The following is a 15,629-nucleotide window of genomic DNA, read 5'->3' as shown; positions in this document are numbered from 1 at the left end:
AGAGCCGCTTAGTGACCAAACTGCATATTATAGAGCTGTGCATAGATCCCCGGCTGTTTCACCAGTTCATCATGCGTACCGCGCTCCTGTACTTCACCATCCTGCACCACGAGGATCTCATCGGCTTTCTCAATCGTGGATAAGCGGTGCGCGATCACCAGACAGGTACGGTTTTTTTGTAACTCATCCAGCGCGGCCTGAATCGCACGTTCAGATTCGGTATCCAGTGCCGACGTTGCTTCGTCGAGTATCAGGATCGGTGCATCGCGCAGCAGTGCGCGGGCAATCGCAATACGCTGACGCTGACCACCGGAAAGCAGAACGCCGTTTTCACCGATTTCAGTATCCAGCCCTTTGTCCATTTTGTTGATAAAGTCCATGGCGTACGCCATTTCAGCGGCTTTTTCAATCTGTTCGCGGGTGTACTTCCCTTCTGTGGCATACGCGATGTTGTTCGCAACCGTATCATTGAAGAGGTGTACATTCTGCGATACCAGCGCCACCTGACTGCGCAGCGATGCCAGTGTGTAGTCGCGGATATCATTGCCGTCGATCGTAATATGCCCGCTTTCGATTTCATAGAAACGGGTGATCAGATTAGCAATGGTGGACTTCCCGGAGCCGGAGCGGCCGACCAGTGCCACGGTTTTACCTGACGGGATAGTAAACGACACATTTTTCAGCGCCGGATTCTCTTTCCCCTGATAACGGAACGTTACATTCTCAAACGCCACATCACCTTTGGCATCTTTCAGTACTTTAGTACCGGTATCCTTTTCCTGCTCCATATCAAGCAGAACAAACAGTGTCTGACACGCAGCCATCCCGCGCTGAAACTGGGCATTCACGTTAGTGAGGGATTTCAGCGGACGCATCAGGGCAATCATTGAGGAGAAGACCAGCGTGATGGAACCGGGTGTCAGTGCATCTTTAATTTCAGGGAAACTGGCGGCAAACAGGACAAATGCCAGCGCAAATGAAGCGATAACCTGGATAATCGGATCAGCAACAGAAGAGGCGGTAACCAGTTTCATTCCCTGGCGGCGCATATGGTTGCTGACTTTATCAAAGCGATCATTTTCCACTTTCTGACCGCCGAAAATCAGGACTTCTTTATGGCCTTTCAGCATCTGCTCGGCACTGGCGGTAACCTGCCCCATACCGCTCTGCATGTTTTTGCTGATCTCACGGAAACGTACAGACACTCTGCGGATAACAAAGGCCACGATCGGGGCGATGACAATCAGAATCAGTGACAACTGCCAGCTGTTAAAAAACATAATGCCGAACAGCGCGATAATATACGAGCCTTCACGGACAACGGTTACCAGTGCGCCGGAGGAAGAGGAAGCCACCTGTTCAGAATCGTAAGTGATACGGGAAAGCAGAGTCCCGGTGGATTGCTGATCAAAGAAAGAAACCGGCATCCCCATCATATGGCGGAACAGGTTACGGCGCATGGTCATAACCACTTTACCGGAAACCCAGGAGAGGCAGTAGCTGGAGACAAAACTGGAGATACCGCGCAGCAGCATCAGCCCCAGGATAATCAGCGGCATAATACGGAGAAAATCACTCTCGGCTTTACCGAAACCGTCATCAAGCAACGGTTTCAGCAGCGACAGCATAAACGCATCACCGCCCGCATTGATGACTAACGCAATAGCCGCCACGATGATACCTGTTTTAAACGGAGCGATTGTCGGCCATAACCGGCGGAATGTTTGCCGGGTTGAAATATCAATATCTTTCATTATTGCGTTTACCAATACCAAAAATTAGCTGCCTATATTACCCGTTTACCGCCTGATCTCCAAACCATGCGCTGAACCAGCGGGCAGAGAGGTGAAAACGGTATGTCACAACGGATATCTTTCCGGCAAAAAAACGGACCGTAATCTGGCCGCTGTGCGCGGTGTCATGCCACTGCACGCCGAGATGATGATAACGACGGCGTACTTTATCAGAAGGCAGACGCCACGGGCTATAGCGTGCAACAGAAACCAGTGCGAAAGCGGGATTTACCGCACGAATAAAAAATTCTGATGATGAGGTTTTGCTGCCATGGTGCGGAACTTGCAGTACGGTGGCCGACAGTTCATCGTTATACTTCATCAGCTGTATTTCTGCTTGTCTTTCAATGTCACCGGTCAGCAAAACCTGATATTTCCCGTCACTGATACGGATAACACAGGAGCCGTCATTTTTACTCAGCTGATATTTTTCATCCGGCCATAACACCTCAAAGTACAATGACTGCCATACCCAGCGCTCCCCGCGACGGCAGGGTGTATCTGCCTGCGGGATGTTGCCTTTGACCACTGCGGCAGGATAAGCGCGGCGTAGTGAATCCAGACCGCCGGTGTGATCGCGGTGATCATGGCTGATAATAATCCGGTCAGGAACCAGCCGGTGATAACGCAGATAAGGCAGCACCGTGCGCAGCCCGTCATCCCGGGATCCGAAACGGTTGCCGGTGTCATACAGCACAGCTCTGCCATCCTTTATGACAACCGCCGCCAGTCCGTGCCCGATATCCAGCAATGTGACCGACCATTCCGGCGGCGGGGTTTTCCGCAGATACAGACAACAACTGAGCACCATCCCCGGCAACAACAGCGGATGCTGACGCCACATATCCAGCCGGATGATATAAACAGCAATCCACATAAGCGGCATCCATATCAGGGCGATGTGTCCGGTAACCAGCCAACCCTGCGCCAGAAACGGCAGCGGCCATAATGCCAGTGCCAGAGAATAATCCGCCAGCTGCAGTGCAGGCGTTGTCAGTAATCCGGCAAACAGTAACGGCACGGTCAGAAAAGAGATCACCGGTACAACCCACAGGTTACTGAGGAACGACAACACATTGACACCACCGAAGAAAAATCCCTGAACCGGCAGCAACAGCAGAAACAATCCGCTCTGATAAGAGAGAAACAGCCGGATATTGCGCCGCAGACGGGTAACGCGTGTTCCAGGGATAACAGCAGGCCGGCGGGATAAAACGCCGGTATGATGCCAGAACAGTAATGCGGCCACCGCCGTATAAGACAACCAGAATCCGGCGGACAGAATCGTCAGCGGATCAGCCAGCAACAGCAGTGCGGCGCTTATCATAACAAACTGATACGCCGGCAGATGGTAATGCCGCCAGCGCAGCAGGTGCCACAACAACAACGCAGCCAGCGCGCGGCAGGCGGGAACGGCAAATCCGGCCAGCCAGACATAGACAATGGCGGCACAGACTGACAGCACCACCGGAATACCATATGACATGACACGCTGCGGTAACAGCAGTAACAGTAACCGCCCGGCCCACCAGCCCCATAATGCTGCCAGTCCGATATGCAGTCCGGAGATGGCCACCACGTGTGCCACACCGGTTTCCTGCACCAGTCTGCGCTGCTCCGGTGTGATACCGCGTCGTTCACCAAACAGGAGCGCCGCCATCAGGCCGCTGTGCGGCAGGTTATCCATCCGGGGAAGATATCGCGCGATCATCCTCTGGCGCAGATTGCAACCTGAAGATAATTTTTCGCTGCGCCCGGGCGTCAGGGAAAACAGAACCCGTTCGGACAGTAAATATTGCTGCCGGTTTGATTGTCCTTCATTTAACTGACCATGTACCGGCCGTAATACAGGGCGGTATATGCGCCACATCTCTCCGGCACACACCGGTTTAAATGCCCCTTTTATTTTTATATTAATAAAAGCCGTATCATTATAGATTTTATTATTTATATTAATAACACGACCCCTGACTGAATAATAATCAGATGGATTGATCATAATATCGCGGGTTATGATATCAATATATTCCGGTTGTTCTGCAGAAAAGAGTGACAGCGTATTACTGAGATGAATATTAACTGCTAAGAAAGTTCCTGCAACAATACGAATAAAAAAACTCAGCCGCGTCCGGATAAGAAACAATACGCAGACACAGCCGGATAACAAAAGATTTTCTGCCGGTGACAACAGGCGTGGTATCAGCAGTAACGGCAGGTTTCCGGCCACTACCGCTGCCGCAACCAGCCACAGTGACAGCGGGCGGGGAAACAGATATTTCAGCACAACCATGACTTGCATATTACTTATCCGGAAGGTAAACAGACCGGTATTATGTAATTAATGGTATTGCGTTTTATTACGATAAAAGAAAAATGAGAGTTGTCACGAATTTATATTTCAATCATACAAATAATCAATTATTTTATGCGAGTTAACTCACAATTATTTGTTTCATTATAAAGACAGTCCACTTTTTAATAGTATTTTATGATGAACTGAATATTATAGCTCCGGCAGCCTGTTATTAAATACATTAAACATTGCCAACACCAGAACCTTATAAAACTCTATATTATTAATAAATCATTAACATTTTTACAATAATAATATTCTGATTTTTTTTTTGTAAAAAAAATGACGCCGGCGGCGTCATTTTTATTATCTCTGTCAAGAATCAAGCATAGATATTTGCGCGGTCGCGTAACTCTTTGCCCGGTTTGAAGTGAGGAACGTGTTTACCTTCCAGTTCCACCTGTTCGCCGGTTTTCGGGTTACGACCTACCCGCGGTGCACGGTAGTGCAGAGAAAAACTGCCGAATCCACGGATTTCAATACGTTCGCCGTCAGCAAGCGTATTTGCCATATGCTCAAGGATCTCTTTTACTGCCTCTTCAACAACTTTAGCCGGAAGATGAGATTGTTGGCCTGCCAGCTTCTCAATCAGTTCAGATTTGGTCATATAACCTCCTGGACTACCCTGATTATCATAAAAGCAGACCGCTTGCGCGGCCTGCCGCTGCTTAATTACTCGCCTTTAGCTGCTTTGAAAGCTTCTGCCATTGCGTTGTTAGAGAAACCAGCTTCTTCCTGTTTGTTTACAGTAGCGATAGCGTCTTTTTCATCCGCTTCGTCTTTTGCACGTACAGACAGGTTGATTACACGGTTTTTACGATCAACACCGGTGTATTTAGCTTCAACTTCATCACCAACACTCAGAACCAGAGTAGCATCTTCAACGCGGTCGCGTGAAGCTTCTGATGCACGCAGGTAACCTTCAACGCCATCCATCAGCTCAACAGTTGCGCCTTTAGCGTCTACTGCAGTTACTTTACCGGTGACGATAGCACCTTTCTTGGTAACAGCGGTGTAGTTGTTGAACGGATCTTCAGCTAACTGCTTAACGCCCAGAGAGATACGCTCGCGCTCTGCATCAACCTGCAGAACAACAGCTGCGATTTCGTCGCCTTTTTTGTATTCACGTACTGCTTCTTCGCCTGCAACGTTCCAGGAGATGTCAGACAGGTGAACCAGACCGTCGATGCCGCCATCTAAACCAATGAAGATACCGAAGTCAGTGATTGACTTGATTTTACCTTCAACGCGGTCACCTTTGTTGTGAGTTTCCGCGAACTGCTGCCATGGGTTAGATTTGCACTGTTTCAGGCCGAGGGAGATACGACGACGTTCTTCGTCGATGTCCAGAACCATAACTTCAACAACGTCGCCCACATTAACAACTTTAGATGGGTGGATGTTTTTGTTGGTCCAGTCCATTTCAGAAACGTGTACCAGACCTTCAACGCCTTCTTCGATTTCAACGAAGCAGCCGTAGTCAGTCAGGTTGGTCACGCGACCGGTCAGACGGGTGTTCTCAGGGTAACGCTTAGCGATTGCGACCCAAGGATCTTCGCCCAGCTGTTTCAGGCCCAGAGATACGCGGGTACGTTCACGGTCGAATTTCAGCACTTTAACAGTGATTTCGTCGCCGACATTCACGATTTCGCTTGGATGTTTAACACGTTTCCACGCCATATCAGTGATATGCAGCAGACCATCAACGCCGCCCAGATCAACGAATGCACCGTAGTCAGTGAGGTTCTTAACGATACCTTTAACTTCCATGCCTTCCTGCAGGTTTTCCAGCAGCTGATCGCGCTCTGCGCTGTTTTCTGATTCGATAACTGCACGACGGGAAACAACCACGTTGTTGCGTTTCTGATCCAGCTTGATTACTTTGAACTCAAGCTCTTTGCCTTCCAGATGCGTGGTGTCACGAACAGGACGCACGTCAACCAGTGAACCCGGCAGGAACGCACGGATGCCGTTCAGTTCGACAGTGAAACCGCCTTTCACTTTACCGTTGATAACACCGGTAACAGTTTCAGCTTCTTCGTATGCTTTTTCCAGCATCAGCCACGCTTCGTGGCGTTTTGCTTTCTCGCGGGACAGAACAGTTTCACCGAAACCGTCTTCTACTGCGTCCAGAGCAACATCAACTTCGTCGCCAACCTGGATTTCCAGCTCGCCCTGAGCATTTTTGAACTGTTCTACCGGAATAGCAGATTCTGATTTCAGACCTGCGTCAACCAGAACAACGTCTTTATCGATAGCAACAACGGTACCACGGACGATAGCGCCCGGACGAGTTTCGATAGCCTGCAGGGATTCTTCAAAGAGTTGAGCAAAAGATTCAGTCATGTTTGATCTTCAAGTGTTTAAGTATTAACGTCCATTTAGCATCCGGCCGAATGGGGTTGTTTCACATACCTTGCAACATTCCTTGTCACAAAGGGGTGGCAGAAAACTGCTTCTTTGCCTTGTTCTCTGCCGGTAAAAAACTTCAACTTAACATTATAAACAAAAACGAATACAGAAACCTACTAAAAAACACGTTTTCAGTCAGATTTCCCGCAAATTTTGTTTATCATTCCGCCGTTTCTGCCAGTTTTGCCTTCGTATAACGGAGGGCTTCGGCAATAACGTCGTCAATTGACATGGTTGTTGAGTCCAGAATCAGCGCATCGCCGGCAGCGACCAGCGGGGCAACCGCACGGTTGCGGTCGCGGTAATCGCGCTCTTCTATCTCAGCAAGAAGGCGGTCAAAATTAACACTAAAGCCTTTATCCTGCAACTGCTTCATCCGGCGGTGGGCGCGCTCCTGCGCACTGGCATCGAGGAAAATTTTCACCGGTGCATCCGGGAACACGACAGTACCCATGTCACGGCCGTCGGCAATCAGGCCCGGTGCCACACGGAATGCACGCTGACGGCGCAGCAGCGCTTCACGGACACGCGGGAATGCCGCGATTTGTGAGGCAGTCATGCCCACCTCTTCCTGACGGATACCCCGGCTGACATCCTCACCTTCCAGAATAATCTCAAGGCCGGATTCTTTTGCCAGGAATTTCACATCCAGATTGGCAGCCAGCGGAACCAGTGCATCTTCTGAGGTGATATCCACATGATGATGCAGTGCCGCCAGCGCCAGAACGCGGTAAATTGCGCCGGAGTCCAGTAAGTGCCATCCCATTTCGTTTGCCAGTGCGTGACAAAGTGTCCCTTTGCCCGCGCCGCTCGGGCCGTCAATGGTGATAACCGGAACATATACTGCCATGCGCGCTCTCCTGTCGCAGTCCGGCGGCCGTCACAACGGCCGCCTGAAAAAAGATGCCGGTATTATACGCATCTGTGACAACAGAGGAAACGTCCTGTGCGCGGAACAGCGCTTTTTTATTCTGACAGCGCCGCCAGTTCACTGAAGTAGCCGGGGAAGGTTTTTGCCGTGCAGCCCGGATCGAGAATCGTGACCGGGGTGTCTGACAGTGCCACCAGCGAGAAACACATGGCGATCCGGTGATCGTTATAGGTTTCAATTTCCGCGTGCTGAAGTTTTGCCGGCGGGGTCACCTGAATGTAATCATGCCCCTCTTCCACCTGTGCACCGACTTTGCGCAGTTCCGCCGCCATCGCACTGAGGCGGTCTGTCTCTTTCACCCGCCAGTTATAGATATTGCGGATAGTGGTTGTCCCCTCCGCAAACAGCGCGGTGGTGGCAATAGTCATCGCCGCATCCGGAATGGCGTTCATGTCCATATCGATACCGTGCAGGGTATCACGGGTGCATTCGATGTACGTGTCCGCAAACGTGACCTTCGCACCCATCTTTTCCAGTACTGACGCAAATTGCGTGTCCCCCTGCAAACTGTTGCGCCCGATACCGGTAACCCGCACCGTGCCGCCTTTAATCGCCGCCGCTGCAAGGAAATAAGAAGCGGATGAGGCATCCCCCTCCACCAGGTACTGCCCCGGGGACTGATACTGCTGTTTTCCTTTGATCAGGAAACGGCGGTAATCTTCATTCACCACCGTAATACCAAACACGGACATCATCGCCAGTGTGATATCAATATACGGTTTGGACACCAGCTCACCGGTGATGGTGATTTCCGTGTCATTCTCTGCCGGTGGTGCAGCCATCAGCAGCGCGGTCAGGAACTGGCTGGATACCGAACCGTCCACACTGATACGGCCGCCGGTAAAGCCGCCGCGGATACGCAGCGGCGGGTAACCGTCATTTTCCGGGAAATCAATCTGTGCGCCGCCCTGACGCAGCGCATCAGTCAGATGGCCGATCGGACGCTCTTTCATCCGCGGTTCGCCGGTCAGCGTAATGTCATTATCCCCCAGACACAGTGCTGCCGTCAGCGGGCGCATCGCCGTCCCGGCATTGCCCAGGAACAATTCAATACCTTTAAATCCGCTGATCGGTTTGCCCTGACCTTCCACGATGCATTCGGTTTTGTCGTCAGAAAGCTGATAACGTATCCCCAGTTCCCGCAGTGCACTGAGCATATGGCGGATATCATCACTGTCGAGCAGGTTGATAAGGCGTGTGGTGCCCGCTGCCTGTGCCGCCAGCAGCAGTGCCCGGTTAGAGACACTCTTGGAGCCGGGCAGGTTAATCGTTCCGTTAATGCGGGCGATGGGTTGTAACGTCAGGGAATCCATACGAAATTATTCTCCGGTGTATAACATAAAAACGAAAAACGGGGCCGGATATCAATCCGGTCCCGGAAAAATGTCTGCAAAAAATCAGCTGTGACGGCTTTCAAACTCCGCCATAAATTCAGCCAGTGCGCGCACGCCTTCATACGGCATTGCGTTATAAATGGAAGCGCGCATACCGCCGGCCACTTTATGCCCTTTCAGGGAAACCAGCCCTGCGGCCTGTGCTTCGGCGAGGAATTTGCTGTCCAGTGACGGATCAGACATCTGGAACGGTACGTTCATCAGAGAACGGTTGGCTGCCTCCACACGGTTAATATAGAAATCACTGTGATCGACTGCTGAATAGAGCAGTTGTGCTTTGTCATAGTTGATCCGGGCAATTTCCTGTAATCCGCCCTGCTCAATCAGCCACTTAAAGACCATACCGGAGAGATACCAGGCAAAGGTCGGCGGCGTGTTGAACATGGAATCGCATCCGCTCAGAACGGTATAATCGAGGATGGACGGGGTTTCTCTGCGTGCTTTGCCCAGCAGATCCTCACGGATAATCACCAGGGTCAGCCCCGCCGGGCCGATATTTTTCTGTGCACCCGCATAAATCACCCCGAAACGGCTGACATCCAGCGGTTTTGACAGGATAGCGGACGAGTAATCTGCGATCACGATTTTATCGCCGAAGTCCGGCTCTTCGTGAATAGCAATACCATCAATAGTTTCGTTCGGGCAGTAGTGCACATAGGCTGCGTCATCACTGAGCTGCCATTCGCTCATCGGCTTCACACCGATACCGTCTTCCGATTCGGTTCTGACGTTAATAATGTTCGGTGTGCAATATTTTTTTGCTTCTTCTGCCGCACATTCCGCCCAGTATCCGCCCACCACATAATCCGCTTTGGTTTTCTCACCCAGCAGGTTCATCGGCAGTGCGGCAAAATGGCCGCGTGCACCACCGTGACAGAACAGTACTTTATAGTTATCCGGCACAGCGAGGATCTGACGCAGATTATTTTCCGCTTCCTTCGCCACGGACATAAATTCTTTGCTGCGGTGGCTGATTTCCATGACTGAGGTGCCGAGCCCGCGCCAGTTGCACAGTTCCTGCTCAGCACGGCGCAGTACTTCAACCGGCAGCATAGCCGGACCGGCACTAAAATTGTATACCTGACTCATTGACCTCACCCTATCTGTAAATTAACGCCCTGTATATCCATCATATGAATACGCCCTGTCTCTCGGTTTTATCACTCCCCATCCTTCGCTGCAACGCTTATTGCATGATGGGCGGCAAACCCTTTTTATCGCCCGGCAGAATATCTGACTGCCTCTGACCATCAGATTGGGATATTATATAATGTATTGCCGGAGATACATGACGCACGGCGGAAATACAGCGGAATAACGCGGTGGTAACTTTACATTCACAAAGGTAGCCGCTGACACGAAAAATCCGTATTATGTGCGCCTTTCTTCCCCGGTATTCCTGAGCCCGCATGCAGCGGGCCGTTACAGCAATTGTGGATCCCATGACGCAAACACATACTTTTATTCCCGGCAAAGATGCCGCCCTTGAAGATTCCATCAGCCGCTTTCAGCAGAAATTACAACAGCTGGGTTTCAATATTGAAGAAGCCTCGTGGCTCAACCCGGTGCCGAACGTCTGGTCCGTGCATATCCGTGATACTGACTGCCCGCTCTGTTTTACCAACGGTAAAGGGGCCACGAAAAAAGCCGCACTGGCCTCCGCGCTGGGCGAGTATTTTGAGCGTCTGTCCACCAACTACTTTTTTGCCGATTTCTGGCTGGGTGAAACCATTGCCAACGGGGAATTTGTTCACTATCCGGATGAGAAATGGTTCCCGCTGACAGACGATGATTCTCTGCCGGAAGGTATTCTCGATCAGTATCTGCGCGACTATTATGATCCGGAAAATGATTTGCAGGGCAGTCAGTTAATTGATCTGCAATCGTCCAATGAAGAGCGCGGTATCTGCGCCCTGCCGTTTACCCGTCAGTCTGACGGCAAAACGGTCTATATTCCGATGAATATCGTCGCCAACCTGTATGTGTCCAACGGCATGTCTGCCGGGAACACCCGCAATGAAGCACGGGTTCAGGGGTTATCGGAAGTCTTTGAACGTTATGTGAAAAACCGCATTATTGCTGAGCGCATCAGCTTACCGGCAATCCCGGAAGCGGTGCTGGCGCGTTATCCTCAGGTTGTTGAGTCAATCCGCACCCTGGAAAATGAAGGTTTCCCGATCTTCTGTTTTGATGCCTCTCTCGGCGGTCAGTACCCGGTGATCTGCGTGGTACTGTTTAACCCGGCCAACGGCACTTGCTTTGCCTCTTTCGGCGCTCATCCTGATTTCGGTGTTGCACTGGAGCGGACTGTCACTGAGCTGTTACAGGGACGCAGCCTGAAAGACCTGGATGTCTTCACTCCGCCGACATTTGATGATGAGGAAGTGGCGGATCAGACCAACCTGGAAACACATTTTATCGATTCAAGCGGCCTGATCAGCTGGGATCTGTTTAAACAGGATGCGGATTATGATTTCGCAGACTGGCAGTTCCGCGGTACCACAGAAGAAGAATTTGCCACACTGATGGCGCAGTTCGCGGCATCCGGCCACGAAGTGTATATCGCCGATTATGAACATCTGGGTGTGTATGCCTGCCGTATCCTGGTACCGGGGATGTCCGATATTTATCCGGCGGAAGATTTGCATATGGCCAATAACGCCATGGGTATTCACCTGCGTGAAACGATCCTCGCCCTGCCGGAAAGCCGTTACAGCCCGGAAGATTATCTCTCTCTGCTGGCACAGCTGGATGAGGAAGGTCATGACGATTTCACCCGTGTCCGTGAGTTACTGGGCATTGCCGCCGGTAAAGATAACGGCTGGTCCACCCTGCGTATCGGTGAGCTGAAATCCATGCTGGCTCTGGCGGGTGGTGATACTGATCAGGCGCTGGCCTGGGTCGAGTGGACACAGGACTTCAACGCCAGTGTCCTCAGTGCTGCGCGGGCAAACTATTACCGCTGTCTGCATACCCTGTTATTACTGACGCAGGAGCCGGATCGTGACGCGGAACAATACCTTCCTGCGTTTGCACGCATGTACGGTCAGGAAACACTGGATGCGGCCTTAAATGCCCTGAACGGCAAAAACTGTTTCTTCGGATTATGTGCATCTGATAATAACTTAACCGCATTTCCTGCTCATCAGGCACTGCTGGCAGCTTATGAAAAACTGCAAAAAGCAAAAGCGCATTTTTGGCCAAACGATAAAAATGCAATTTAATCGTCGTAAATAGCAATAAACGTAAATATTAGGTTAATTTGTTCGTTTTAAGTAACACAAAAACGACAAGTTAACCTGATTTTTTACTTTAATTAAATAAAAAATAAAAAATAAAAATATATTACAATTTTTAAAAAATTGTTTTTTCTTTATATACATCAACTTATGTTGATTTTTCAACTTTTTCAGGGATATTTGACGATTCTCTTGAACGCCTTTATGATCCACATCAAGTTTAATTTTTTCACCCTTTGTTACTATCATTGCGTGCTATAATTATTTGGAATCAAGAGACAGTTAGCATTATGAAAACTGACGCACTTTTTAATTTATTATCTCCTGCCGCTATGGCACATGTTGCAGACGATGTGGGTGTCTATAAAGCAACGAAATCCCCTCACATCACATACTTATCTGCATTTATGGCAGGAATTTTCATCTCAGTAGGTTTTGTCTTTTATATTACAGCCACCACCGGTACCGCAGGCATAGTGCCTTTTGGTATCGCAAAACTTATCGGTGGTTTATGTTTCTCGCTCGGTCTGATGCTGGTTGTGGTTTGCGGGGCTGACTTATTCACCTCCACCGTATTAACCAGCGTGGCAAAAGCCACCGGGCGCATCACCTGGGGACAGATGTTTGCAAACTGGACCCGCGTGTATTTCGGTAACCTGGTCGGCGCCCTCTTCTTTGTCGCCCTCATCTGGTACGCCGGACAATCAATGGCAGCCAACGGGCTGTGGGGATTAAATATCCTGCAAACAGCGGATCATAAGCTTCATCACACCTTTATTGAAGCCGTCTGTCTCGGGATTCTGGCAAACTTAATGGTTTGTCTGGCGGTATGGATGAGCTACGCAGGCCGTAGTCTGACCGATAAACTTTTAGCTTTAGTCTTACCTATCGGTATGTTTGTTGCCAGCGGATTTGAGCACAGTATCGCCAATATGTTTATGATCCCGATGGGGATTGTGATTAAAAATTTTGCACCTCCTGAATTCTGGACTATGGTTGGTTCGTCGCCTGAACAGTTTCCGTCCCTGACAGTTTCTGATTTTGTGATTAACAACCTGATTCCGGTCACCATCGGTAACATCATTGGTGGTGCAGTTTTAGTAGGTCTGACTTATTGGCTGATTCATTTACGCGGTGACCAGAAGCATTAATCTCTGTTTATCACGACTGAATTTCTAAGTTCCATTGTTAAAAGGTAAAGTATCATGTCAGAATTAAATGAAAAATTCGCTTCAGCATGGCAAGGCTTTAATCTGGGTGACTGGTCACAGGAAGTTAACGTCCGTGACTTTATCCAGAAAAACTACACCCCATATGAAGGCGATGAGTCTTTCTTAGCAGGCGCTACAGATGCAACAACCGCACTGTGGACTACTGTCATGGAAGGCATCAAAATCGAAAACAGCACCCATGCTCCTGTCGATTTTGACACTGATCTGCCGTCTACTATCACTTCTCACGATGCCGGTTACATCAACAAAGATTTAGAAAAAGTTGTTGGTCTGCAGACTGAAAAACCTCTGAAACGTGCAATGCTGCCGTTCGGTGGTATCCGTATGATCGAAGGTTCATGCAAAGCTTACGGCCGCGAAATGAACCCGGAAATCGAAAAAATCTTCACCGATTACCGTAAAACTCACAACCAGGGTGTGTTCGACGTTTATACTCCGGACATCATCCGCTGCCGTAAATCCGGTGTTCTGACCGGTCTGCCTGACGCATACGGCCGTGGTCGTATCATCGGTGACTACCGTCGTGTTGCACTGTACGGTATCGACTTCCTGATGAAAGACAAATTCGCACAGTTCACTTCTCTGCAGGCTAAATTAGAAAGCGGTGAAGATCTGCGTGAAACTATCCAGCTGCGTGAAGAAATCGCAGAACAGCACCGTGCATTAGGCCAGATGAAAGAAATGGCTGCCAAATACGGTCTGGATATCTCCCGTCCTGCTGCTAACGCTCAGGAAGCTGCACAGTGGACTTACTTCGGCTACCTGGCTGCTGTTAAGTCTCAGAACGGTGCTGCAATGTCCTTCGGCCGTGTTTCTACTTTCCTGGATGTTTACATTCAGCGTGACCTGGAACAAGGCAAAATCACTGAAGTTGAAGCTCAGGAAATCGTTGACCACCTGATCATGAAACTGCGTATGGTCCGCTTCCTGCGTACCCCTGAGTATGATGAACTGTTCTCCGGTGACCCAATCTGGGCAACAGAATCTCTGGCAGGTATGGGTACCGACGGCCGTACTCTGGTAACCAAAAACAGCTTCCGTTTCCTGAACACCCTGTACACCATGGGTCCTTCACCGGAACCAAACATGACCATCCTGTGGTCTGAAAAACTGCCTCTGAACTTCAAACGTTATGCAGCTAAAGTGTCTATCGATACCTCTTCTGTACAGTATGAGAACGATGACCTGATGCGTCCTGACTTTGATAACGATGACTACGCAATCGCATGCTGCGTGAGCCCGATGATCGTCGGTAAACAAATGCAGTTCTTCGGTGCCCGTGCAAACATGGCTAAAACCCTGCTGTATGCAATCAACGGCGGTGTTGACGAAAAACTGAAAATCCAGGTTGGTCCTAAACACGAACCAATTCACTCAGATGTTCTGGATTACGACGTTGTTATGGCTCGTCTGGACGAGTTCATGGACTGGCTGGCAACTAACTATGTAACTGCACTGAACTGCATCCACTATATGCACGACAAGTACAGCTACGAAGCAGCTCTGATGGCTCTGCATGACCGTGACGTATATCGTACTATGGCATGTGGTATCGCAGGTCTGTCTGTTGCAGCTGACTCCCTGTCTGCTATCAAATATGCGAAAGTAAGCCCGATTATTGACGAAAGCGGCCTGGCCATTGACTTCAAAATCGAAGGTGAATATCCGCAGTTCGGTAACAACGACTCCCGTGTTGATGACATCGCATGTGACATCGTTGAACGTTTCATGAAGAAAATTCAGAAACACCACATGTACCGTAACGCAGTACCTACACAGTCAATTCTGACCATCACTTCTAACGTTGTGTATGGTAAGAAAACCGGTAACACTCCTGACGGCCGTCGCGCAGGCGCTCCGTTCGGACCAGGTGCTAACCCTATGCACGGCCGTGACCAGAAAGGTGCTGTTGCCTCTCTGACTTCCGTTGCCAAACTGCCGTTTGCTTACGCGAAAGATGGTATTTCTTACACCTTCTCTATCGTACCAAACGCGTTAGGTAAAGATGACGATGTTCGTCGTACTAACCTGGCAGGCCTGATGGATGGTTACTTCCACCACGAATCAAGCATCGAAGGTGGTCAGCATCTGAACGTGAACGTAATGAACCGCGAAATGCTGTTAGAAGCAATGGAAAATCCTGAGAAATATCCTCAGCTGACTATCCGTGTTTCTGGTTACGCAGTTCGTTTCAACTCACTGACTAAAGAACAGCAGAAAGACGTTATTACCCGTACATTCACAAAATCCATGTAATTTGTGCGGTAACCATTTG

At 49.8% G+C, this 15,629-nt stretch carries 10 protein-coding genes; 3 read left to right on the top strand and 7 right to left on the bottom strand.

The features are described 5' to 3' along the window. Positions 1-8: 8 nt before the first annotated feature. The 7 genes from msbA to serC all read right to left on the bottom strand — a co-directional run bounded on the left by msbA (position 9) and on the right by serC (position 9,972). Positions 9-1,754: a lipid A ABC transporter ATP-binding protein/permease MsbA gene (gene msbA / locus JC793_RS06035; protein WP_208323143.1), complete on the bottom strand. Its 1,746-nt coding sequence runs from the start codon at positions 1,752-1,754 to the stop codon at positions 9-11. Between the two features lie 37 nt (positions 1,755-1,791). Then, a complete protein-coding gene (locus JC793_RS06030) occupies positions 1,792-4,092 on the bottom strand; it encodes a DNA internalization-related competence protein ComEC/Rec2 (protein ID WP_166707329.1) in 2,301 nt (766 codons plus the stop codon). A gap of 376 nt (positions 4,093-4,468) precedes the next feature. Beyond that, complete coding sequence (ihfB, locus tag JC793_RS06025; protein ID WP_004235823.1) at positions 4,469-4,753, bottom strand: integration host factor subunit beta; 285 nt, start codon at positions 4,751-4,753, stop codon at positions 4,469-4,471. A gap of 65 nt (positions 4,754-4,818) precedes the next feature. Beyond that, entirely contained in the window at positions 4,819-6,492 is a 1,674-nt protein-coding gene (rpsA, locus tag JC793_RS06020) for a 30S ribosomal protein S1 (protein ID WP_004235822.1), read from the bottom strand. Between the two features lie 226 nt (positions 6,493-6,718). Beyond that, a complete protein-coding gene (cmk, locus tag JC793_RS06015) occupies positions 6,719-7,408 on the bottom strand; it encodes a (d)CMP kinase (protein WP_046893844.1) in 690 nt (229 codons plus the stop codon). Positions 7,409-7,524: 116 nt separating this feature from the next. Next, entirely contained in the window at positions 7,525-8,802 is a 1,278-nt protein-coding gene (gene aroA / locus JC793_RS06010; protein WP_218427812.1) for a 3-phosphoshikimate 1-carboxyvinyltransferase, read from the bottom strand. Positions 8,803-8,886: 84 nt separating this feature from the next. Next, the gene (serC, locus tag JC793_RS06005) at positions 8,887-9,972 is read right to left on the bottom strand and encodes a 3-phosphoserine/phosphohydroxythreonine transaminase (protein WP_218427811.1); all 1,086 of its coding nucleotides are present in this window, start codon (positions 9,970-9,972) and stop codon (positions 8,887-8,889) included. Between the two features lie 353 nt (positions 9,973-10,325). Between serC and ycaO the strand changes: the two genes are divergently transcribed. From ycaO to pflB, 3 genes are all read left to right on the top strand, one after another. Next, complete coding sequence (gene ycaO, locus JC793_RS06000; protein ID WP_166707327.1) at positions 10,326-12,107, top strand: 30S ribosomal protein S12 methylthiotransferase accessory factor YcaO; 1,782 nt, start codon at positions 10,326-10,328, stop codon at positions 12,105-12,107. A 305-nt stretch (positions 12,108-12,412) separates the two neighbouring features. Next, positions 12,413-13,273 carry a formate transporter FocA gene (gene focA, locus JC793_RS05995; RefSeq protein ID WP_046893841.1) on the top strand — a complete coding sequence of 287 codons (861 nt, stop codon included), beginning with the start codon at positions 12,413-12,415 and terminating at the stop codon, positions 13,271-13,273. A gap of 54 nt (positions 13,274-13,327) precedes the next feature. Further along, positions 13,328-15,610: a formate C-acetyltransferase gene (pflB, locus tag JC793_RS05990; protein ID WP_166707326.1), complete on the top strand. Its 2,283-nt coding sequence runs from the start codon at positions 13,328-13,330 to the stop codon at positions 15,608-15,610. Positions 15,611-15,629: the final 19 nt, after the last annotated feature.

It is taken from the genome of Morganella morganii (assembly GCF_019242955.1).
GTDB classification, from domain to species: Bacteria; Pseudomonadota; Gammaproteobacteria; order Enterobacterales; family Enterobacteriaceae; genus Morganella; species Morganella sibonii.
The sequence above is the reverse complement of the archived record's forward strand: the minus strand, read 5'-3'. Positions and strand labels throughout refer to the sequence as shown.